This window comes from Streptomyces sp. NPDC093094 (assembly GCF_044754345.1).
Taxonomy (GTDB): domain Bacteria; phylum Actinomycetota; class Actinomycetes; order Streptomycetales; family Streptomycetaceae; genus Streptomyces.
In genome coordinates this window covers 56587-77824 of record NZ_JBIVOX010000028.1, presented here as the reverse complement: position 1 = coordinate 77824, position 21238 = coordinate 56587, and the positions used below count along the sequence as shown (strand labels likewise).

The 21238-nt window shown below is 70.4% G+C and carries 22 protein-coding genes; 21 read left to right on the top strand and 1 reads right to left on the bottom strand.

Annotated elements, in window-relative coordinates:
- Positions 1-89: 89 nt before the first annotated feature.
- The 5 genes from dop to prcA all read left to right on the top strand — a co-directional run bounded on the left by dop (position 90) and on the right by prcA (position 4248).
- Entirely contained in the window at positions 90-1601 is a 1512-nt protein-coding gene (gene dop / locus ACIQGV_RS36720; protein ID WP_402503071.1) for a depupylase/deamidase Dop, read from the top strand.
- 198 nt (positions 1602-1799) lie between these two features.
- Complete coding sequence (locus ACIQGV_RS36715; RefSeq protein WP_031486664.1) at positions 1800-2018, top strand: ubiquitin-like protein Pup; 219 nt, start codon at positions 1800-1802, stop codon at positions 2016-2018.
- Positions 2019-2050: 32 nt separating this feature from the next.
- Positions 2051-2644, top strand: coding sequence for an endonuclease VII domain-containing protein (locus ACIQGV_RS36710; RefSeq protein ID WP_402503067.1), 594 nt, complete (start codon positions 2051-2053; stop codon positions 2642-2644).
- Positions 2596-3441, top strand: a complete 846-nt coding sequence (gene prcB / locus ACIQGV_RS36705; RefSeq protein ID WP_402503066.1) for a proteasome subunit beta — start codon at positions 2596-2598, stop codon at positions 3439-3441. The genes ACIQGV_RS36710 and prcB overlap by 49 nt, the downstream gene beginning before the upstream one ends.
- Positions 3442-3498: 57 nt before the next feature.
- Positions 3499-4248, top strand: coding sequence for a proteasome subunit alpha (prcA, locus tag ACIQGV_RS36700; RefSeq protein WP_402503064.1), 750 nt, complete (start codon positions 3499-3501; stop codon positions 4246-4248).
- Between the two features lie 58 nt (positions 4249-4306).
- Here prcA and ACIQGV_RS36695 read toward each other — a convergent pair whose 3' ends face one another.
- Entirely contained in the window at positions 4307-5323 is a 1017-nt protein-coding gene (locus ACIQGV_RS36695) for a LacI family DNA-binding transcriptional regulator (protein WP_402503061.1), read from the bottom strand.
- Positions 5324-5431: 108 nt separating this feature from the next.
- On the opposite strand from ACIQGV_RS36695, the gene ACIQGV_RS36690 reads away from it, so the two are divergent.
- From ACIQGV_RS36690 to ACIQGV_RS36615, 16 genes are all read left to right on the top strand, one after another.
- A complete protein-coding gene (locus ACIQGV_RS36690) occupies positions 5432-6691 on the top strand; it encodes an MFS transporter (protein ID WP_402503113.1) in 1260 nt (419 codons plus the stop codon).
- Positions 6692-6700: 9 nt separating this feature from the next.
- Positions 6701-8062 carry a Pup--protein ligase gene (gene pafA / locus ACIQGV_RS36685; protein ID WP_388675903.1) on the top strand — a complete coding sequence of 454 codons (1362 nt, stop codon included), beginning with the start codon at positions 6701-6703 and terminating at the stop codon, positions 8060-8062.
- A 128-nt stretch (positions 8063-8190) separates the two neighbouring features.
- Complete coding sequence (locus ACIQGV_RS36680; protein WP_402503058.1) at positions 8191-9195, top strand: FKBP-type peptidyl-prolyl cis-trans isomerase; 1005 nt, start codon at positions 8191-8193, stop codon at positions 9193-9195.
- A gap of 90 nt (positions 9196-9285) precedes the next feature.
- The gene (locus ACIQGV_RS36675; protein WP_402503055.1) at positions 9286-9657 is read left to right on the top strand and encodes an FKBP-type peptidyl-prolyl cis-trans isomerase; all 372 of its coding nucleotides are present in this window, start codon (positions 9286-9288) and stop codon (positions 9655-9657) included.
- 145 nt (positions 9658-9802) lie between these two features.
- Complete coding sequence (locus ACIQGV_RS36670; RefSeq protein ID WP_402503053.1) at positions 9803-10756, top strand: helix-turn-helix transcriptional regulator; 954 nt, start codon at positions 9803-9805, stop codon at positions 10754-10756.
- Positions 10757-10773: 17 nt separating this feature from the next.
- The gene (locus ACIQGV_RS36665) at positions 10774-11901 is read left to right on the top strand and encodes a helix-turn-helix transcriptional regulator (RefSeq protein ID WP_402503051.1); all 1128 of its coding nucleotides are present in this window, start codon (positions 10774-10776) and stop codon (positions 11899-11901) included.
- Positions 11898-12191, top strand: coding sequence for a hypothetical protein (locus ACIQGV_RS36660; RefSeq protein WP_402503050.1), 294 nt, complete (start codon positions 11898-11900; stop codon positions 12189-12191). Before ACIQGV_RS36665 ends, ACIQGV_RS36660 begins: the two co-directional genes overlap by 4 nt.
- Positions 12192-12201: 10 nt before the next feature.
- Positions 12202-12396, top strand: coding sequence for a hypothetical protein (locus ACIQGV_RS36655; protein WP_402503047.1), 195 nt, complete (start codon positions 12202-12204; stop codon positions 12394-12396).
- 258 nt (positions 12397-12654) lie between these two features.
- Entirely contained in the window at positions 12655-12945 is a 291-nt protein-coding gene (tatA, locus tag ACIQGV_RS36650; RefSeq protein ID WP_402503045.1) for a Sec-independent protein translocase subunit TatA, read from the top strand.
- Positions 12946-12992: 47 nt separating this feature from the next.
- Positions 12993-13937 (top strand): twin-arginine translocase subunit TatC, encoded by a 945-nt coding sequence (gene tatC, locus ACIQGV_RS36645; RefSeq protein WP_402503043.1) that lies wholly within the window; start codon positions 12993-12995, stop codon positions 13935-13937.
- A 30-nt stretch (positions 13938-13967) separates the two neighbouring features.
- Entirely contained in the window at positions 13968-14858 is an 891-nt protein-coding gene (locus ACIQGV_RS36640; RefSeq protein ID WP_402503041.1) for a diacylglycerol kinase, read from the top strand.
- 40 nt (positions 14859-14898) lie between these two features.
- Complete coding sequence (locus ACIQGV_RS36635) at positions 14899-17748, top strand: DEAD/DEAH box helicase (protein ID WP_402503038.1); 2850 nt, start codon at positions 14899-14901, stop codon at positions 17746-17748.
- A 416-nt stretch (positions 17749-18164) separates the two neighbouring features.
- A complete protein-coding gene (locus ACIQGV_RS36630) occupies positions 18165-19790 on the top strand; it encodes a sensor histidine kinase (protein ID WP_402503036.1) in 1626 nt (541 codons plus the stop codon).
- Entirely contained in the window at positions 19787-20194 is a 408-nt protein-coding gene (locus ACIQGV_RS36625; RefSeq protein ID WP_402503034.1) for a roadblock/LC7 domain-containing protein, read from the top strand. The genes ACIQGV_RS36630 and ACIQGV_RS36625 overlap by 4 nt, the downstream gene beginning before the upstream one ends.
- Positions 20191-20595, top strand: a complete 405-nt coding sequence (locus ACIQGV_RS36620; RefSeq protein ID WP_402503032.1) for a DUF742 domain-containing protein — start codon at positions 20191-20193, stop codon at positions 20593-20595. Before ACIQGV_RS36625 ends, ACIQGV_RS36620 begins: the two co-directional genes overlap by 4 nt.
- The gene (locus ACIQGV_RS36615) at positions 20576-21196 is read left to right on the top strand and encodes a GTP-binding protein (RefSeq protein ID WP_402503030.1); all 621 of its coding nucleotides are present in this window, start codon (positions 20576-20578) and stop codon (positions 21194-21196) included. Before ACIQGV_RS36620 ends, ACIQGV_RS36615 begins: the two co-directional genes overlap by 20 nt.
- The last annotated feature ends 42 nt before the right edge of the window (positions 21197-21238 follow it).

Sequence of the window (21238 nt, the reverse complement as noted above, 5' to 3'; positions counted from 1 at the left end):
GCGGGGACGGGCACCGCACACGCAACCCAGCGCCAGCGGTATCTGAGCGGCGCCCATGACCGAGGACGCCGCCGGGCAAGGAGGGCCGCATGACCGTACGGCGAGTAATGGGCATCGAGACGGAGTACGGCATCTCCGTCCCCGGCCATCCCAACGCCAATGCCATGCTCACCTCGTCCCAGATCGTCAACGCCTACGCGGCGGCGATGCACCGGGCCCGCCGGGCCCGCTGGGACTTCGAGGAGGAGAACCCGCTCCGCGACGCGCGGGGCTTCGACCTCGCCCGCGAGGCCGCCGACTCCAGTCAGCTCACCGACGAGGACATCGGTCTGGCCAACGTCATCCTCACCAACGGAGCACGGCTCTACGTCGACCACGCCCACCCCGAATACAGCTCGCCCGAGGTCACCAATCCCCGCGACGCCGTCCTGTGGGACAAGGCCGGCGAGCGCATCATGGCCGAGGCCGCGGAACGCGCGGCGGCGCTCCCCGGGGCCCAGCCCATCCACCTCTACAAGAACAACACCGACAACAAGGGCGCCTCCTACGGCACGCACGAGAACTACCTGATGAAGCGGGAGACCGCGTTCTCGGACATCGTGCGTCACCTCACGCCCTTCTTCGTCTCCCGCCAGGTCTTCGCGGGCGCCGGCCGTGTCGGCATCGGCCAGGACGGCCATGAACACGGCTTCCAGCTCAGCCAGCGGGCGGACTACTTCGAGGTCGAGGTGGGCCTGGAGACGACCCTCAAGCGCCCCATCATCAACACCCGCGACGAACCCCACGCGGACGCGGAGAAGTACCGCCGTCTGCATGTGATCATCGGCGACGCGAACCTCTCGGAGATCTCGACCTATCTGAAGCTGGGCACCACGGCCCTGGTGCTCTCGATGATCGAGGACGGCTTCATCGCGGTCGACCTGGCCGTGGACCAGCCCGTACGCACCCTCCACCAGGTCAGCCACGACCCGTCGCTCAAGCGTCTGGTCACGCTGCGCAGCGGCCGCACACTCACCGCCGTGCAACTCCAGATGGAGTACTACGAGCTGTCCCGCAAGTACGTCGAGGAGCGCTTCGGCGCCGACGCGGACGAGCAGACCAAGGACGTCCTCAGCCGCTGGGAGGACACCCTCACCCGGCTGGAGAACGACCCCATGAGTCTCGCCGGCGAGCTCGACTGGGTCGCCAAGCGTGAGCTCATGGAGGGCTACCGCCGCCGGGACGGCCTCGACTGGGACGCCGCGCGTCTGCACCTCGTCGACCTCCAGTACGCCGACGTACGGGCCGAGAAGGGCCTCTACAACCGCCTGGTGGCCCGGGGCCGGATGAAGCGGCTGCTGGACGAGACGGACGTCGAGCGGGCCAGGGCGGTGCCGCCGGAGGACACCCGTGCCTACTTCCGCGGCCGCTGCCTGGAGCAGTACGCCGACGACGTCGCCGCGGCCTCCTGGGACTCGGTCATCTTCGACCTTCCCGGGCGCGATTCCCTGCAGCGGGTCCCAACCCTGGAACCGCTACGCGGAACGCGAAATCACGTCAAGGAGCTCCTCGACCGCTGTCGCACCGCAGAAGACCTGGTCAGGGTGCTTTCGGGCAACTGAGCGGATATCCGGGCGGCGCATGGACCGGGCCGGACGCCGGGGTGGAAATCCCGCCGTCCGGGAATCATCGAGATGGCCCCCGCACGTTGTGGAAACTGCGGGGCCGATGTCGGACCCGGCTTGTAGGGTCTGATCACCACCGATCGGCAGGAAAGCCGACCTGTCGACCATGTCGGGCAACTGAGCGGGGTGAGGGTTATGGCGACCAAGGACACCGGCGGCGGCCAGCAGAAGGCCACGCGCTCTACTGAAGAGGTCGAGGAGCAGGCGGCGGAGGCGCAGGCGTCCGAGGACCTCAAGGAGCGCCACGAGAAGCTGAGTGACGACGTGGACTCCGTCCTGGACGAGATCGATGACGTACTCGAGGAGAACGCCGAGGACTTCGTTCGAAGTTTCGTTCAGAAGGGCGGCGAGTAACCTTCGAATGCAAGGTGCCGGGGGTCTCGAGGTTGGCAAGTGAAGAGAGCGTGAAGCGTTGCTCGCGGTGCAAGGAGCTGAAGCCGCGAGCAGCCTTCGCCAGTAACAAGTCCGCCCGTGATGGTTTGCAGGCATACTGCCGGGATTGCTGGGCGGCCTATCACCAGGCTCGGCAGCTGGCCAAGGGCAGGAACGGCCGGCCGAGGGTGGAGACGCCTGAGGGGCACAAGTTTTGTCGTGGCTGTGGGGAGATCAAGCCGCACAGCGAGTGGCACCGCAACGCGACGGCATCGGATGGCCTCGCCACATGCTGCAAGACATGCAAAGCCGCACGAGGTAAGCAGGGCCATCTCAAACGCCAGTACGGCATGACCGAAGCCGAGCGTGACGAGATGGTGACCTCCCAGATGGGTCTCTGTGCGATCTGTCTGAAGGCTCCTGCCGTTCATGTGGATCACTGCCACAAGACGGGTAGGGTCCGTGGCGTACTGTGCTTCAACTGCAATTCGGCCATCGGCAAGTTGGGGGACGATCCCGACGCCGTACGACGGGCCGCTGCCTATCTGGAAGGAATCGCGTGGAAGCCAACACTCGTAGCACCGGGCGTCTACCAGCTGCCTTCCTGACGCCTGGGTCGGCCTCGTTCATGGACTTCCTCTCCGAGCACCAGCCGGAGCTGCTGCCGGGCAACCGGCAACTGCCGCCGACGAAGGGCGTGATCGAGGCGCCGCACGGGACGACGATCGTCTCGGTGACCTTCCCCGGCGGTGTGGTGCTGGCCGGCGACCGCCGGGCCACCATGGGGAACATGATCGCCCAGCGGGACATCGAGAAGGTGTTCCCGGCCGACGAGTACTCGGCCGTCGGGATCGCGGGCACGGCGGGCCTCGCCGTGGAGATGGTGAAGCTGTTCCAGCTGGAGCTCGAACACTTCGAGAAGGTGGAAGGCGCCCAGCTGTCGCTGGAGGGCAAGGCCAACCGTCTGTCGACCATGATCCGCTCGAACCTCGGCATGGCGATGCAGGGCCTGGCCGTGGTGCCCCTCTTCGCCGGCTACGACCTCGACCGCGAGAAGGGCCGCATCTTCTCGTACGACGTGACCGGCGGCCGTTCCGAGGAGCAGAACTACGCCGCCACCGGCTCCGGCTCGATCTTCGCGCGCGGCGCCATGAAGAAGCTCTTCCGCGACGACCTCAGCGAGGCCGAGGCCACGACCCTCGTGGTGCAGGCGCTGTACGACGCGGCCGACGACGACTCGGCGACCGGTGGTCCCGATGTCGCGCGCCGGATCTACCCGATCATCACCGTGATCACCGAGAACGGTTTCCGCCGGCTCTCCGAGGAGGAGGCGTCGCAGATCGCGCGCTCGGTGCTGGAGCGCCGGCTGGAGCAGCCGGACGGTCCGCGGGCCGCGCTGCTGTAGCGGTCCGCCGCTTCGCAAGGTGATCCAGTGATTACGACAGAAAGGGACGGATAACCGGTGTCGACGCCGTTCTATGTCTCACCTCAGCAGGCCATGGCCGACCGGGCGGAGTACGCCCGCAAGGGCATCGCCCGGGGCCGCAGCCTCGTCGTGCTGCAGTACGCCGACGGCATCGTGTTCGTCGGCGAGAACCCGTCCCGCGCGCTGCACAAGTTCAGCGAGATCTACGACCGGATCGGCTTCGCGGCCGCCGGCAAGTACAACGAGTACGAGAATCTGCGGATCGGCGGTGTGCGCTACGCCGACCTGCGGGGTTACACCTACGACCGGGACGACGTGACCGCGCGCGGTCTGGCGAACGTGTACGCCCAGACGCTCGGCACGATCTTCTCCAGCGTCGGCGAGAAGCCGTACGAGGTGGAACTGGTGGTGGCCGAGGTCGGCGAGACGCCGGACTCCGACCAGATCTACCGGCTGCCGCACGACGGGTCGATCGTCGACGAGCACGGTTCGGTGGCGGTCGGCGGCAACGCGGAGCTGATCAGCAACTACCTGGACCAGCGCCACGAGGACGGCATGACCCTCGCGGCCGCTCTGAAGCTGGCCGTCCAGGCGCTGTCGCGCGAGTCGAACGGCACCCAGCGGGAGATCCCCGCGGAGCGGCTGGAGGTGGCGGTGCTGGACCGCACCCGGCCGCAGAAGCGGAAGTTCCAGCGGATCCAGGGCAGCCGGCTGGCGCGGCTGCTGGAGCAGCAGGACGGCGCGGCGGCCGACACCTCCGAGGAGGACACCTCCGAGGAGAGCTGACCCGCTCCGAGCGCATCCGGATGCCCCACGCCGCTGCCGGTGTGGGGCATCCGGCGTCTCAGGAGGCCCCTGGGGGCGCCGTGGAGGCCCGGACGACCAGTTCGACGGGGATGTCCCCGGCGTCCGGCGCACGGCCGTCCAGGACGGCCAGGAGGGCCTGCATGCCGCGTTCGCCGAACAGCTCGGCGTCGAGGCGGAGCGTGGTCAGCTCCGGGTCGATGGCGGTGGCGATGCCGAGGTCGTCGACGCCGGTCACGGACAGGTCGTCGGGAATGCGCAGTCCGAGCCGGCGTGCGGCCTTGTAGGTGCCCGCGGCGAGGAGGTCGTCGTCGCAGACCACGGCGGTCGGGCGGGGCCCCGGCGCGCCGAGGGCGGCCTCGGCGGCGGTGCGCGCGCGCTCGATGGAGAGCGGGGTGGGGGCGGTGCGCAGGCTCGTGCCGGGCCGGGCGCCGAGCCGCGCGGCGAGTTCCCGGGCGCGGACCTCGAAGGTCCAGGAGGGGACGTCCGCGGCGAGGTGCAGGAAGCGGCGGTGGCCGAGGCCGAGGAGGTGGTCGGCCACCTGGCGCATGCCGTCGGTGATGTCCAGGTTGACGGTGGCCGCGCCCAGGCTGCCCCGGGGGTCGCTGTCGAGCATGACGAGCGGCAGCTGGTCGCCGCGGATGGCGGTGAGGGCGTCGGCGGCCATGGAGGAGGCGAGGACGCCGTCCAGGGCGGACCGGGCGGAGGCGAAGGGGTCGGGGGCGGGGCCGATGCCCTCGGGGGAGGGGTAGAGGACCACGCCGAAGCCGTGCCCGGCGGCCACGCGCGCGGCACCGGTGTAGACGCCGGGGAAGAACTCCGTGGTCAGGGCGGGCACCACCAGCAGGACGGTGCGGGTGCTGCCGAGACGGAGGTTGCGGGCGGCGAGGTTGGGGCGGTAGCCCAGCTCCAGGGCGGCCTGCCGCACCCGCTCGGCGGTGGCCTCGGAGACACGGCCGCGCCACTTGTCGCCGAACACCAGCGAGACGGCCGCCTGGGAGACCCCCGCGGCCTGGGCGACGTCCCGGCTCGTGGGGCGTGTGCTGCCGCGTGCCACCGTCCGCGTGCTCCTTCGCTGCCGGTCCCTCGTCTGGACTGCCGAACAGCGCACATGGTACGTATGAAGAACGACGTTATACGTAACACTCTGGCCGGAGGGCGGATCATGGCCGCGGGATACCTGGAGATCCTCAGGGCGAAGCACGCCACCCGTCTGCTGACGGGCACGCTGGTCGGCCGGCTCCCCAACGCCACGGCGGCCATCGCCGTCGTGCTGTTCGTACGGGCGGAGGGCGGCTCGTACAGCCTGGCGGGCGCGCTGGCGGCCGTGTACGGCGTGGCGAACGCGGCCGGCCAGCCGGTGCTGGGGCGCATGGTGGACCTGTACGGGCAGCCGCGTGTGCAGCTGCCCGCCGCGGTGCTGTCGGCCCTCGCGACCGCCGCCTTCGCCCTGAACGGCCTCGACCCGCTGCCCCTCGCCTACGCCGCGGTGGCCGCCGCGGGCCTCTTCACGCCGCCGCTGGAGGGCGGTCTGCGGGCGCTGTGGCCGTCGGTGCTGCGCCGCGAGGACCAGATCCACACGGCGTACGCGATGGACGCGGTGGCGCAGGAGGTCATGTTCACCGTCGGGCCGCTGCTGGTGACGCTGTGCGTCTCGCTGTGGTCGGCGCAGGCCGCGCTGCTGGTGCTCAACGTCCTCGGCGTCCTGGGCGCGCTCTCCGTCGTCGTGTCGCCGCCCTCGCGCGCATGGCGTTCGGCGCCGCGCGAGGCACACTGGCTGGGTGCCCTGCGCTCGCCGGGCCTGGTGGCGCTCCTGGCTGCGTTCCTGTTCATCGGGATGGCGCTGGGGTCCATCACGGTCGCCGCGGTGCCGTACGCCGACGAGCACGGCGGCGACGCCGTGTACGGCTGGCTGATGGCCGGGCTGGGCCTGGGCGCCCTGGTGGGCGGCACGGTCTACGGGGCGCGGCAGTGGGCCGGTGCCCCGGAGCGGCGACTGCGGGTGCTGGTGGCGTTCCTGGCGGTGTGTTACCTGCCGCTGACGCTGATGCCGGGCGCGGTCGCCATGGTCGGGCTGACCGCGCTTGCCGGGGTGTTCCTCGCGCCGGCCATCGCGTGCGCGTTCGTCATCGTGGACCGGCATGCGCCGAGCGGCACGGTGACCGAGGCGTTCTCCTGGCTGGTGACGACCTTCACGGTCGGCGCGTCGGTGGGAACGGGCCTCGCGGGGCCGGTCGTCCAGGCGGGCGGCGCCCTGTGGGGCTTCGCGGTGCCGGCCGTCGCGGGGGCGGTGTCGCTGCTCGTGCTGGTGGCCACCGGGCGGGTCCTCGCAGCTCCCGTCCGGGGGGCGGTCGTTGCGGCTTCATCGGAAAATGATCCAAATCGAGCTGCCGAACCCCGTTTCAGTTCAGGGGATCGGGCGTAATGTTCAGTCATGGACCGCCGCATTTTCGGGCTGGAGAACGAGTACGGCGTCACGTGCACGTTCAGGGGACAGCGCCGTCTGTCGCCTGACGAGGTGGCGCGGTACCTCTTCCGCCGTGTCGTGTCATGGGGCCGCAGCAGCAATGTCTTTCTGCGGAACGGCGCCCGCCTCTATCTCGACGTGGGATCACACCCTGAATACGCAACACCCGAGTGTGACAATGTGACCGAACTGGTCACCCACGACAAGGCCGGCGAGCGCATTCTCGAAGGACTCCTGGTGGACGCCGAACGACGCCTGCACGAGGAGGGAATCGCGGGCGACGTCTACCTCTTCAAGAACAACACCGACTCGGCCGGCAACTCCTACGGGTGCCACGAGAACTATCTGGTGGCCCGGCACGGGGAGTTCTCCCGGCTGGCGGACATCCTCATTCCCTTCCTGGTGACGAGGCAGCTGCTGTGCGGAGCGGGCAAGGTGCTCCAGACCCCGCGCGGCGCGGTGTACTGCGTCAGTCAGCGCGCCGAGCACATCTGGGAGGGCGTCTCGTCGGCGACGACCCGCTCCCGGCCCATCATCAACACCCGCGACGAGCCGCACGCCGACGCGGAGCGTTACCGCCGGCTGCATGTCATCGTCGGCGACTCGAACATGTCCGAGACGACGATGCTGCTCAAGGTCGGCGCGACCGACCTGGTGCTGCGCATGATCGAGGCGGGCACGGTGATGCGTGACCTGACCCTGGAGAACCCGATCCGGGCGATCCGCGAGGTCAGCCATGACATCACGGGGCGGCGCAAGGTGCGCCTGGCCAGCGGCCGGGAGGCGTCCGCGCTGGAGGTCCAGCGCGAGTACTACGAGAAGGCCGTGGACTTCTGCGAGCGGCGCGGCATCCGCACCGGCACGGTCGAGCAGGTGCTGGAGCTGTGGGGCCGCACCCTCGACTCGATCGAGTCGGAGGATCTCGACCGGATCGGCACCGAGATCGACTGGGTGATGAAGTACCAGCTCATCGAGCGGTACCGCGCCAAGCACAACATGACGATGTCGCATCCGCGCGTGGCGCAGATAGACCTCGCCTACCACGACATCCACCGGCGTCGTGGTCTGTACTACCTGCTGGAGAAGAAGGGACAAGCCGCCCGGATCTGCAACGACTTGAAGATCTTCGAAGGCAAGTCGGTCCCGCCGCAGACCACTCGTGCGCGGCTGCGCGGCGACTTCATCCGCCGGGCGCAGGAACAGCGCCGCGATTTCACGGTGGACTGGGTGCACCTGAAGCTGAACGACCAGGCACAGCGGACGGTGTTGTGCAAGGACCCGTTCCGTTCGGTGGACGACCGGGTGGAGAAGCTGATCGCGGGAATGTGAGGGAGGCGTTCCGGCGGTGTGCCGGAACGCAACACGGGCGCCGTACGTTTACCGTACGGCGCCCTTCTCACGCCGTAGAGTTGCGCGCACGTCCATCTGGAAGATCGACCGATTACGAGGCCCCCACCGTGCGCCGACGCTCACTCATCCTTGCCGCCGTTCCCGCGGGACTGGTCACACTCGCCGGCTGCGGCGACGACAAGTCCGACGCGGGCAAGGCCAGCGACAGCGCGTCGCCGACGACGCCCGAGACGTCCGCCGCACCGGCGCCGAAGATCGTGGACGGTCCGCTGCCGGCGATCACGGCGGGTGTGAAGTTCGACGAGAAGCCGACCGTGGCCAAGGGCACCGGCGAGCCGTCGGACCAGCTGGCGGTGAAGACGGTGATCGCGGGCGGAGGCAAGACCGTCGCGGAGAACGACTACATCCAGGCCAACTACCTCGGCCAGGTGTGGAGCACCGCCAAGGTCTTCGACAACTCCTACGACCGCAAGACGCCGCTGGTGATCCAGCTGGCCCAGGGCAGCATCATCGACGGCTGGCGCTACGGACTGACCGGGAAGAAGGCCGGCAGCCGCGTGCAGATGGCCGTGCCCCCGGCCTGGGGCTACGGCAAGCAGGGCAACTCGGCGGCCGGCATCAAGGGCACCGACACCCTGGTGTTCGTGGTGGACATCCAGGACACGTTCAACGCCGGCAGCTCGGCCAAGGGCACCGACGTGCCGCAGGACGACGCCGCCCTGCCGAAGGCGGGCACGAACACCGACGGCAAGGCGCCCTCCATCGAGGTGCCCAAGAGCGACCCGCCGAAGAAGCTGGTGGCGAACTACGTCATCGAGGGCGACGGCCCCGCGGTCGCGGCCGACGACGCCGTGCTGGTGCAGTACAAGGGCGTGCAGTGGTCCAACGGCAAGGAGTTCGACTCGACGTACAGCCGCAAGGCGCTGACGTCGTTCTCCCTCCAGCAGGTCGTCAAGGGCTGGTCGCAGGGGCTGACGGGCAAGAAGGTCGGCAGCCGGGTCCTGATCGTCATCCCGCCGGACCTTGGCTACGGCGACGCCCCGCCGCAGGGCAGCGGTATCGAGAAGGGTGCCACGCTGGTGTTCACGGTGGACATCCTCGCCAAGATGTGACGCCCCGCCGCCCCGGTCGCAGGCGACCGCGGCCCGGGGATGAAAGACTGTGATCGTTGTCTTTTTCGTACACATGCAGGAGCTGAAGACGTGAGCATCGACAAGCCCGAGATCGACTTCCCCGAGGGCCAGCCCCCGGCCGACCTCGAGATCAAGGACATCTGGGAGGGCGACGGCGAGGTCGCGCAGGCGGGTCAGACCGTCACTGTGCACTACGTCGGTGTCTCTTTCAGCACGGGCGAGGAGTTCGACGCCAGCTGGAACCGTGGCACGCCGTTCCGTTTCCCGCTCGGTGGCGGCCGTGTCATCAAGGGCTGGGACCAGGGCGTGCAGGGCATGAAGGTCGGCGGCCGTCGCCAGCTGACCATCCCGGCGCACCTCGCCTACGGCAACCAGAGCCCGACGCCGGCCATCAAGCCCGGTGAGACGCTGATCTTCGTGGTCGACCTCATCGCGGTCTGATCCCTCGGGGTCCGATCGTCGTACGACCGCAGTCGATCACCTGGGGCCCATGCCTGTCCGGGCATGGGCCCTCGGCTTTTGCCACGGGACCGCTGAGCGGTACGGTCGTCGGGCGGAAGCACCATAAGAAAGGCGAAGGGCATCGATGGCCATTGCCAAGGCCGAGCGGCTGATGAACCTGGCGTTGTGTCTGCTCGGGACGCGGCGGCCGCTCAGCAAGCGTGAGCTGCGGGACTCCATCGAGGCCTACCTCGAGGCGGGAAGCGACGACTCCTTCAACCGCATGTTCGAGCGGGACAAGGACGATCTGCGGGAACTCGGCCTGGTCATCGCGACCGTCGAGAACCTCGACGGCGAGGTCGGCTACCTGGCCCGCCGCGACTCCAACCGGCTGCCGCCGATCACCCTCGACGCCGAGGAGGCCGCCGCGCTCGGGCTCGCGGCCAAGGTGTGGCAGCAGGCACGACTGGCCGGAGCCGCCAGCGGCGCCCTGCAGAAGCTGCGTGCCGCCGGACTGCCCGAGGACGTCGACCCCTACGAGGCGCACGGCGCGCTGGAGCCGCGGATCCCTGTGCACGAGGCGGCCTTCGAGCCGCTGATGCTCGCGTGCCGCGACCGCCGCCCGGTGGCCTTCGACTACCGCAAGGCCAACGCCGCCCAGCCCGAGACCCGGCAGGTCGAGCCCTGGGCGCTGGAGTGCTGGCGCGGCCACTGGTACCTCGCCGGCTGGGACCGCGACCGGGGCGCCGAGCGCGTCTTCCGTCTCTCCCGGATCACCGGCAAGGTGCGCAGCCGCGGGGCACGCTTCACCGCACCCGTGCCGGACGTGGTCACGGTCCGCGAGACCGTCGCGAGCTGGGCGGGGGAGACCGCCGACCGCAGCGCGCTGATCCGGCTGCGCCAGGACGCCGGCTACCCCCTTCGGGCGAAGGCCACCGCCGTCCGGGAACTCGGTGACGGGTGGGACGAGTTGGAGATTCCGTACGGACACGGGCTCGACGCCTGGCTGGTGGAGTTCGGTCCGGACGTGGTGGTGCTGGAGCCCGCCGAGCTGCGGGCCGACGTCGTGGACCGGCTGCGTGCCGTGGCCAAGGGCTGAGGGGGACGGGCAAGAACGTGGCAGGCAAACCGGTCAGGCCCACGAACGCCATCGACCAGACCCGGCGGATGCTGTCGCTGGTGACCTATCTGCGCGAGCGCCCCGGCGCACGCGTGGAGGACGTCGCCCGTGCCTTCGGCATCACCGAGGACGAGCTGGTCTCCGACCTCGATGTGCTGCCGATGTGCGGCACCAGCTTCCGCGGCGGTGATCTGCTCGACATCGACACCGACGGCGAGCGCATCTGGTGGCACAACCCGGCCGCGCTCGGCGCGGAGGCCGCCGAGCCGCTGCGGCTCGCCGCCGACGAGGCGACCGCGCTGCTGGTCGCCGCGCGTGCCGTGGCGACCCTGCCGGGGCTGCGCGAGGGCGACCGGCAGGCGCTGCTGCGGGCCACCGCGAAGGTGGAGACCGCCGCCGGCGAGGCGGCCGGCGCCAGCTCCCGCCTCTCGGTCACCTTCGAGTCCGAGGGCGGTGTCTTCGCCGACGTGGACCGGGCGATCTCCGAGCGGCGCCGGCTGTGGATCCGCTACTACTCCCCGGCCCGCGACGAGCTCACCGAGCGCGAGATCGACCCGATCCGTCTGGTCAGCGTCGGCCACACGTATGTGGAGGCATGGTGCCGCCGCTCCGAGGCGCGCCGCACCTTCCGGCTGGACCGCGTCGCCGAGATCCGCATCCTCGACGAACCGTCCGCGCCGCCGGAGATCGAGCTGCGCGACCTCTCCGAGGCGCTGGTGCAGCCCGCGGCCGAGGACCCCGAGGTCGTCGTCGAGGTCGGACCGGGCGGGCGCTGGGTCGCCGAGTACTACCCGCACGACAGCGCCGAGGAACTGCCCGACGGCGGTCTGCGCATCACCCTGCGCACCCCCGACCCGGCGTCCCTGAGACGTCTGGCGCTGCGTCTGGGCGCCGACGGCCGGATCGTCGCGCCCCGTGACCTGGCCGACAGCGCACGCCGCGCGGCCGGCGAGGCCCTCGCGGCGTACGACGGGCTGGAGACAGGGGCACAGGACACGGCGTACGGCGACGCCGCTCCGCTGAGCCCTGATGTCCCGGGCGGCGCGCGCTCCGGGCCGGAGCGCGGCGGCGGCGGTCCCGTCGTCACCGGCGGGCTCCAGGACAGGCAGGAGCAGAAGCTGTGAGCGAGTCGGGGCCGTCCGGGATCCGGGGCGTGTCGGTGGCTTCCGCGTTCGCCGGGATGAGAAGCGTGGCGCCGGTCCTGTTCCGGGCGGGCTGTCCCGACTGCCGGGGCCGCTTCGAGCTGGCCGCCGGCGCCCTGCGCCTCGCGATCGGCGCCTCCAGCCGTACCACCTTCTACTCCTTCACCTGTCCCGAGTGCGGGGCGTCGGTGCGCAAGCCCGCGGGCGAGCGGATCGTGGAACTGCTGACGGGCGGCGGCGTCCGCACCCTGCGGCTGCACTCCACCGTCTAGGCTCGGCGTCATGTTCTGGCCGATGTTCGCGGTTGCCGCGGGTTTCCTGGGTCTCGCCGTTCTCGGCGTGTTCGCCGTGCGGGTGTTCCTGGAGGCGCAGCGTCTCGGGAGGCAGGTCTCGGAGTCCGCGAGCCGTATCAGCAGAGCCGCCGAGGACCTGGAGCGGGCGGCGATGAGCACGGCGCGTGCCGTCGACTCGCTGTGAGTCACGCCGGTTTGGCTGTGAGTCGTCGCGCATGACGCGTTCTGGGCGGCTTCGCCCTGTCGACCTGCCCATGGTGACAGGTACGCTGCTGACCGCGGCCCGATGAACGAGGCCCGGACCGCGAACCGGGAGTACGCACGGGGATTGCCTGAGGTTCACCCCCGGGCGTTACGATCGCTGGCGGCACGATCGTTCGGACGCCTGTCCGGCCGGTCGGACAGTGTCCCATCAATGCGCCTCGGTGAGAAGGTAAAGCATATGTTCGGCGGAAAGATCGGCCCGCTCGAGATCACCCTGATTCTCGTCATCATCCTGCTGCTGTTCGGCGCCAAGAAGCTTCCGGACATGGCTCGCTCGCTCGGCAAGTCCGCGCGCATCCTCAAGAGCGAGGCGAAGGCGATGAAGGAGGACGGCAAGGCCGCCGCCCCCGCCGACCCGCCGCACCCCGACGACCAGCAGGCTCCCGCTCAGCGCGTCATCCAGGCCGCTCCCGGCGATGTGACCAGCTCCCGCCCGGTCACCGAGCCGACGGACACGACCAAGCGCTGACACAGGGCCGGTGACCTCCGGCCCGCCGCACGAGATGGGAACGTGGGTTGCTGAAGCCTGCCCGCAACAAGGAGAAGGACCCCGAGGGGCGCATGCCCCTCGCGGAACACCTGCGTGAGCTCCGCAACCGGCTCGCGAAGGCAGTGCTGGCCATCATCGTCGTCACCATCGGTGCCGCCTTCTTCTACAACGACATCATCGACTTCTTCACCAAGCCGGTCCTGGACTCGGTCGGGTGCCCGGACTCCTTCTCCGAGCTGGCCCGCGCCGGCGACAGCCCGTGCGCGCAGATCACGATCAACGGTCTGCTGGCGCCCTTCACCCTCGCGCTGAAGGTGTCCCTCATGGCCGGCGTCGTCCTCGCCTCGCCGGTCTGGCTGTACCAGCTGTGGGCCTTCGTCGCGCCCGGTCTGCACCGCCACGAGAGGAAGTACGCGTACGCCTTCGTCGGCACCGGTGTCCCGCTGTTCTTCGCGGGCGCCTACTTCGCCTACTCGGTCCTGCCCACCACCGCGAACGTCCTGATCGAGTTCACGCCCGGCGGCGTGGACAACCTGCTGCCGCTGGACGAGCTGCTCGACCTGGTCACGCGCATGGTCATCGTCTTCGGGCTCTCCTTCGAGCTGCCGCTGCTGCTGGTGATGCTGAACTTCACCGGGGTCATCACCGGCAAGCGGATGCTCGGCTGGTGGCGCGGCATGATCCTGGGCATCACGGTCTTCGCGGCCGTCGCCACGCCCAGCACCGAACCGCTGTCGATGATGGCGCTCGCCGGACCGATCTGGGTGCTGTACTTCGCCGCCACGGCCGTCGCGCTCCTCAACGACCGGCGCAAGCAGCGCCGCGAGGCCCTCGGCCCCGCCGACGACGAGGCGTCCGAGCTGGACCTCACGCCCGCCGACATCGGCGCGGTCGAGTCCGTCCCCGGGCCCCGGGCCCTGCCCGAGCAGTCGAGCACGGACCGGGTCAACGGTTATGACGACGTGACCTGACGGACGCCGGGCACCTCGTAGGGTCACCCCGTGACCAGCGAGATCACCCTCTTCGTCAATCCCACCGCGGGCCGCGGCCGGGGCGCCCGCGCGGCGCAGCCGGCCGCTTCCGCTCTCCGCGCGGCCGGCTTCTCGGTGCGCACGGTCCTCGGCCGGACCCCGCAGGACGCCCTCGCCCGCGCGCGCGACGCCGTCGAGGCCGGAACCGGCGCGTTGATCGCGGTCGGCGGCGACGGCATGGTGAACCTCGCGCTCCAGGCCGTGGCGGGCACCCGCACCCCGCTGGGCCTGGTCCCCGTCGGCACCGGCAACGACTTCGCCCGCGCCCTCGGCCTGCCGCTGCGCGACCCCGGGCGGGCAGGCCGGGTGCTCGCCGACGCCCTGCTCGGCGGCCGGGTGCGCGACGTCGACCTCGGCCGGGTCGGCGGACACTGGTTCGGCACCGTCCTCGCCTCCGGCTTCGACTCCCGCGTCAACGACCGGGGCAACCGGATGCGGTGGCCGGCGGGGCGCCTGCGGTACGACCTCGCGATGCTCGCCGAGCTGGCCGCCTTCCGGCCGCTGCCGTACCGGATCACGCTCGACGACGGAACCGTCCGGGAGACCGAGGCGACCCTCGTCGCCGTGGGCAACGGGCCGTCGTACGGCGGCGGCATGCGCATCTGCCCGGGCGCGGACCTCACCGACGGACTGTTCGACGTCACGGTGGTGGGGGACTGCTCCCGTGTCACCCTGCTGCGGCTCTTCCCGAGCGTCTACCGAGGCGGCCACATCGGGCATCCGAAGATCACCGTGCTGCGGGCCGCGCAGGTCGAGCTCGTCGCGCCGGACGTCACCGGGTACGCGGACGGCGAGCCGCTCGGGCCGCTCCCGCTGACCGCACGCTGCATACCGGGTGCGCTGCGGGTCGTAGGTCCTTGAGCTGCGGGGATCCAGGGCCCTCCGGCAGCGGATCGGGATAATGATCGTCCTGTTGTCAGTGCGGACCGGTACGCTCGAAAGCACGATGACAGAGGACCTCTCACCGGCCCAGCGGTACGCGGCAGCCCGCAAGCGCGCTGCCGAGCAGGCCACCGCGCTCGGCTCCTTCCGCGAGATGTACGACTTCGGCCTCGACCCCTTCCAGATAGAGGCGTGCCAGGCGCTCGAAGCGGGCAAGGGCGTCCTGGTCGCCGCGCCGACGGGCTCCGGCAAGACGATCGTGGGCGAGTTCGCCGTCCACCTCGCCCTGCAGCAGGGCATGAAGTGCTTCTACACGACACCCATCAAGGCGCTGTCGAACCAGAAGTACTCCGACCTGTGCCGCCGCTACGGCGCCGAGAAGGTCGGCCTGCTCACCGGCGACAACAGCGTCAACTCCGACGCCCCGGTGGTCGTCATGACCACCGAGGTCCTGCGGAACATGCTCTACGCCGGTTCGCAGACCCTGCTGGGTCTCGGCTACGTGGTCATGGACGAGGTGCACTACCTCTCCGACCGCTTCCGCGGAGCCGTCTGGGAGGAAGTGATCATCCACCTCCCCGAGTCGGTGACGCTGGTGTCGTTGTCCGCCACCGTCTCCAACGCCGAGGAGTTCGGCGACTGGCTCGACACCGTCCGCGGCGACACCGAGGTGATCGTCTCCGAGCACCGGCCGGTGCCGCTGTTCCAGCACGTGCTCGCCGGGCGCCGGATGTACGACCTCTTCGAGGAGGGCGAGGGCCACCGCAGGGCCGTCAACCCCGACCTCACGCGGATGGCGCGGATGGAGGCCAGCCGGCCCTCCTACCAGGACCGCAGACGCGGCCGGTCGATGCGTGAGGCCGACCGGGAGCGGGAGCGGCGGCAGCGCTCGCGCATCTGGATCCCGAGCCGCCCCGAGGTCATCGAGCGCCTCGACGCGGAGGGGCTGCTCCCCTCGATCACCTTCATCTTCAGCCGCGCCGCGTGCGAGGCCGCCGTCCAGCAGTGCCTGCACGCGGGACTGCGGCTGAACGACGAGGAGGCGCGCGAGCGGGTGCGGTCGCTGGTCGAGGAGCGCACGGCCTCCATCCCGACCGAGGACCTGCACGTCCTCGGCTACTACGAGTGGCTGGAGGGCCTGGAGCGCGGCATCGCGGCGCACCACGCGGGCATGCTGCCGACCTTCAAGGAGGTCGTGGAGGAACTGTTCGTGCGCGGCCTGGTCAAGGCCGTGTTCGCCACCGAGACCCTGGCACTGGGCATCAACATGCCCGCCCGCTCGGTGGTGCTGGAGAAGCTCGTCAAGTGGAACGGCGAACAGCACGCGGACATCACCCCCGGTGAGTACACCCAGCTCACCGGCCGCGCGGGCCGGCGTGGCATCGACGTCGAGGGCCACGCGGTGGTGCTGTGGCAGCGGGGCATGAACCCCGACCACCTGGCGGGCCTCGCGGGCACCCGCACCTATCCGCTGCGCTCCAGCTTCAAGCCGTCGTACAACATGGCGGTCAACCTGGTCGAGCAGTTCGGGCGGCATCGCTCGCGCGAGCTCCTGGAGACCTCCTTCGCGCAGTTCCAGGCCGACAAGTCGGTCGTCGGCATCTCCCGCCAGGTGCAGCGCAACGAGGAGGGCCTGTCCGGCTACAAGGAGTCGATGACCTGCCATCTCGGCGACTTCGAGGAGTACGCGCGTCTGCGGCGGGAGCTGAAGGACCGCGAGACCGAACTGGCCCGGCAGGGCGCGGCCGAGCGGCGCTCGGAGGCTGCCGTCGCGCTGGAGCGGCTCAAGCCGGGCGACGTCATCCATGTGCCGACCGGCAAGTACGCGGGGCTCGCCCTGGTGCTGGACCCGGGGCTGCCCGCCGGGCGGTCCAACGGCCACCGCGGCTTCGACCAGCACGACGGCCCGCGTCCCCTGGTGCTGACCGCCGAGCGGCAGGTCAAGCGGCTGGCGGCGATCGACTTCCCGGTGCCGGTGGAGGCGCTGGAGCGGATGCGGATCCCCAAGTCGTTCAACCCGCGCTCGCCGCAGTCCCGCCGGGACCTGGCCACCGCGCTGCGCACCAAGGCCGGGCACATCGTGCCGGACCGGCACCGCAGGCGCCGTTCGCAGGCGGCCGACGACCGCGAGATCTCACGGCTGCGCACCGCGCTGCGGGCGCACCCCTGCCACGGCTGCAACGACCGTGAGGACCACGCGCGCTGGGCCGAGCGCTACTACCGGCTGCTGCGGGACACCTCGCAGCTGGAGCGGCGCATCGAGGGCCGTACGAACACCATCGCGCGGACCTTCGACCGGATCGTGGCACTGCTGACCGAACTGGACTACCTGCGTGACGACGACGTCACCGAGCACGGGCGGCGGCTCGCCCGGCTGTACGGCGAGCTGGACCTGCTGGCGAGCGAGTGTCTGCGGGCCGGTGTCTGGGAGGGGCTGAACCCGGCCGAGCTGGCGGCGTGCGTCTCGGCGCTGGTGTACGAGGCCCGTGTCGGTGACGACGCGCTCGCGCCGAAGCTGCCCTCGGGCGCGGCGAAGGCGGCGCTCGGTGAGATGGTGCGGATCTGGGGCCGGCTGGACGCGCTGGAGGAGGACTTCCGCATCACCCAGACCGAGGGCGTCGGGCAGCGGGAGCCCGACCTCGGGTTCGCCTGGGCCGCCTACATGTGGGCTTCGGGGGCGGGGCTGGACGAGGTGCTGCGCGAGGCGGAGATGCCGGCCGGTGACTTCGTGCGCTGGTGCAAGCAGGTGATCGACGTGCTCGGGCAGATCCAGGCGGCCGCGCCCCAGGGTTCGAGCGTGGTGAAGGCGTCCCGCAAGGCGGTCGAGGGGCTGCTGCGGGGAGTCGTCGCCTACTCGTCCGTGGGGTGACGCCCTCGTCCGTGGGGTGACGTCCGAGGGCGCGGGTGCCGCTGCAGAAGGCTGGTCGCACCCGCGCCCTCGAAGCCGCATGCTGCTACAGCCCGCGCCCCTGAAGGTCTGAGCCCGGGGCTTGTTCACTCATTACGGTGAGTCGCTTTCGCATGCCTGTACGTCGTCACGCTGCGTGTGCGAACGTGGTCGCAGCGTGCAAATGCAGCCGAGCGTACTCCTGTCACATACGTCATTTCAGGCGCTTGCCGAATATGACACGGCGATGATCCGGTCGGACTAAGCTCGCCCGCAGCGCGCCGAGTTGAGATGAAATCGCGCGGTTGTTCCCAAAGATGCCTTGAATTCCGACAGTTCCATGACGTACAGCCCCGCAACCTCCCCGTCTGTCAGTCGATTCGTTTCAGAGGGCCCCCATGGTGAGTGTCCAACCCCCTCCCGTACGCCGTGAACTCCCCTTTGTCCGCGTGCTGTTGCTCCCCGCGATAGTCATGGCCGCGGCGACCGGCGCAGCCGTGGCACTGGTCGCGGAGCCGGCGCAGAACGCGGTCGCCGTGTGCGGTGGCGTCGCCACGCTCCTGGTGATCCTGGTCGGGGCCGAGGCCGCGCGCCGTGGCCGCACGCTGCGCGACCTGCGTGCCGAGCACGCCCGTCACACCGCGTATCTGGAACGGCGTGTGGCCGCCCATGAGGAACGGATGACCCGGCTCGGCCGGGAGATCGTGCCCGACGCCATCCAGCGCCTGAGGAACGGCAATTCACCCGGAGAGGTGATGCGCGACCTGGGCGAGATCGATCCCTCCTACCGGGACCTGTCCGACGCCGAGCGCCTCATCGTCCTCTACATGCTGCGGATCGTCGACCACGAGGAAGCCCTGCGCGACTCCGCCCAGCGCTCCTTCGTCAACATCGCCCGGCGCGTCCAGGCGATCATCCATCAGCAGGCCGCGGAACTGCGGGAGATGGAGGAGGACCACGGCCGCAACCCCGAGGTCTTCGACGACCTGCTGCGCATCGACCACGGCAACGCGCTGGTGGGCCGCCTCGCCGACTCCATCGGTGTCCTCGGCGGCGGCCGGCCCAGCCGCCAGTGGCCCGCGCCCGTCGCCCTCTACAGCGTGCTGCGCGGCGCCATGTCCCGGATCCTGGAGTACCGGCGCATCTCGCTGGACAACATCGCCAAGGTCAACATCAAGGGCACCGCCGTCGAGCCGGTCATCCACGCCTGCGCCGAGCTGTTCGACAACGCCACCCGGTACTCGCCGCCGCAGACCAAGGTCCACGTCACCGCCTTCGAGGTGCAGACCGGCGTCGCCATCGAGATCGAGGACGGCGGTGTCAGCCTCAGCGAGGAGGCACGCGCCCGTGCCGAGGGCATGCTGGAACGCGCCAAGGCCGGCGTCGACATCCAGGACCTCGGCGACAGCCCGCGCCTGGGCCTCGCCGTCGTCGGCCGTCTGTGCACCGCGCACAACATGCAGGTCTCCCTGAGGAGTTCGGCCTACGGCGGCGTGCGTGCCGTGCTGATCGTGCCCAGCGACATGCTGACCACCGAGCCCGGCGTCGGACTCGCCCACGGCATCGGCGCCACCGCCCTGCCCCAGACGGTCGACGCGCTCGAAGGCCCCAAGCGTCCGCCCAAGAAGCGCCGCCCCACCAGCCCGCGCATCCCGGCCGGCGTCTCCATGGAGGACGAGGTACCGGAGGTCACCGAGTGGACGGCGGGCGGCCTTCCGCAGCGCCGCAGCCGGGTCAAGGTCCCGCTCAGCCAGCGGATCGCCGAACAGTACGCGGCCGAACGCGCCCTGAAGGAAGGGCGGGACCCGGGGCCCCTGTGGGCGGAGCTCTCGGCCGAGCCGGCCAGGAAGAAGGAGGACCAGCCCGCACCCGGCCTCGCCTTCGAGGCTTTCTGGGAGGGGCTGAAGAAGGTCGCCCCGCCCGGGGAACACCCCACCGCCTTCACCCGCAACCCCACCGCATACACCCATCTGATCGAGGACTCGGCCCCCAGCGAGGCCGACGACGAGGGGGATCTCAAGTGATCCAGCAGCGAGCGAACTTCGACTGGATGCTCAAGGAGCTCGCCGACGGCGTACCGGGCATCGCCATGATCGTGGTGCTCTCCGCCGACGGACTGCGCATCGCACGGCACGGCGGCGACCCCGACACCGCCGACCGGGTCGCCGCGGCCTGCGCGGGACTGCAGAGCCTGGCGAACGCGGTCGCCCAGGAGATCCCCACCAGCGAGGGGGAGATGAACATGGTCCTCATCGAGATGGACCGCGGCTACTTCTACATGATGGCCGCCGGTGCCAACGCCTACCTCGCCGTCCTCGCCGACATGATCTGCGAGCCCGGCATGATGAGCGCCCGGATGCGCGACCTGGTGGTCCGTATCGGCGCCCATCTCACCAGTCCGCCCCGGCGCAACGGGCAGACCGTATGACTCCTCCGCAACGCCAGAGGCGCACCCCCGCCCGGCCCCCTGCCCCGCCGCCCCCACCGGCAGGGCAGGAGGGCACGCGCCGCAACCCCGAACGGCTCTTCGTCATCGGCGGCGTCGACGGCGCACGGGCGGACATGGACCTGGTCACGTTAATCGTGGCGCGCGCCGAGCCGTCGCCCTCGACCATCCCGGAACAGGCGGCAGTGCTGCGGTTGTGCGCCGCTCCTCTGTCCGTGGCCGAGCTGTCGGCCTATCTCAGTCTGCCGTTCAGCGCGGTGACCGTCCTGCTCACCGAGATGCTGGCGGCCGAACTGGTCACGGCGCGCGCCCCGATCGCCCGCCAGGCGCTCCCCGACCGTTCCCTCCTCGAAGCGGTGATGCATGGACTTCAAAGGCTCTGACACCATTCCCGGCCCACGCACCGAGGACCATCTGCCGCACACGGCCCAGGCCGCGGCGAAGATCGTGATCGTGGGCGGCTTCGGAGTCGGCAAGACCACCATGGTCGGGTCGGTCAGCGAGATCAGACCGTTGACGACCGAGGAGACCATGACGCAGGCGGGCGTCGGGGTCGACGACAACTACGGCTCCGAGTCCAAGACCGCCACCACCGTGGCCATGGACTTCGGCCGCATCAGCATCACCGACCAGCTGGTGCTCTACCTCTTCGGCACTCCCGGCCAGGAGCGCTTCTGGTTCCTGTGGAACGGCCTGTTCGAAGGGGCGCTCGGCGCGGTCGTCCTGGTCGACACGCGTCGGCTGGAGGTCAGCTTCGACGTCATAGGGCGGCTGGAGGAGCGCGGCGTGCCCTTCGTCGTCGCCGTCAACTCCTTCCCCGACGCGCCGCGTTACCCCCTCGGCGAGCTGCGCACCGCCCTCGACCTCACCGAGGAGATCCCCATCATGGAGATCGACGCGCGCCGCCGCGCCTCCAGCCGGGACGCCCTGATGACCCTGGTGCGGTTCCTGCACTCCCTGGCCCTGGCCGGCGCGCTCACCTGACCCCCCGCATCCGCGCGGCCCTCTCCCGCACCGATCTCCCCC

Coding starts and splice junctions, on each gene's coding strand:
- dop (WP_402503071.1), top strand. CDS start 90: ATGACCGTACGGCGAGTAATGGGCATCGAGACGGAGTACGGCATCTCC.
- ACIQGV_RS36715 (WP_031486664.1), top strand. CDS start 1,800: ATGGCGACCAAGGACACCGGCGGCGGCCAGCAGAAGGCCACGCGCTCT.
- ACIQGV_RS36690 (WP_402503113.1), top strand. CDS start 5,432: ATGGCCGCGGGATACCTGGAGATCCTCAGGGCGAAGCACGCCACCCGT.
- pafA (WP_388675903.1), top strand. CDS start 6,701: ATGGACCGCCGCATTTTCGGGCTGGAGAACGAGTACGGCGTCACGTGC.
- ACIQGV_RS36670 (WP_402503053.1), top strand. CDS start 9,803: ATGGCCATTGCCAAGGCCGAGCGGCTGATGAACCTGGCGTTGTGTCTG.
- ACIQGV_RS36655 (WP_402503047.1), top strand. CDS start 12,202: ATGTTCTGGCCGATGTTCGCGGTTGCCGCGGGTTTCCTGGGTCTCGCC.
- tatA (WP_402503045.1), top strand. CDS start 12,655: ATGTTCGGCGGAAAGATCGGCCCGCTCGAGATCACCCTGATTCTCGTC.
- ACIQGV_RS36635 (WP_402503038.1), top strand. CDS start 14,899: ATGATCGTCCTGTTGTCAGTGCGGACCGGTACGCTCGAAAGCACGATG.
- ACIQGV_RS36630 (WP_402503036.1), top strand. CDS start 18,165: ATGGTGAGTGTCCAACCCCCTCCCGTACGCCGTGAACTCCCCTTTGTC.
- ACIQGV_RS36620 (WP_402503032.1), top strand. CDS start 20,191: ATGACTCCTCCGCAACGCCAGAGGCGCACCCCCGCCCGGCCCCCTGCC.
- ACIQGV_RS36615 (WP_402503030.1), top strand. CDS start 20,576: ATGGACTTCAAAGGCTCTGACACCATTCCCGGCCCACGCACCGAGGAC.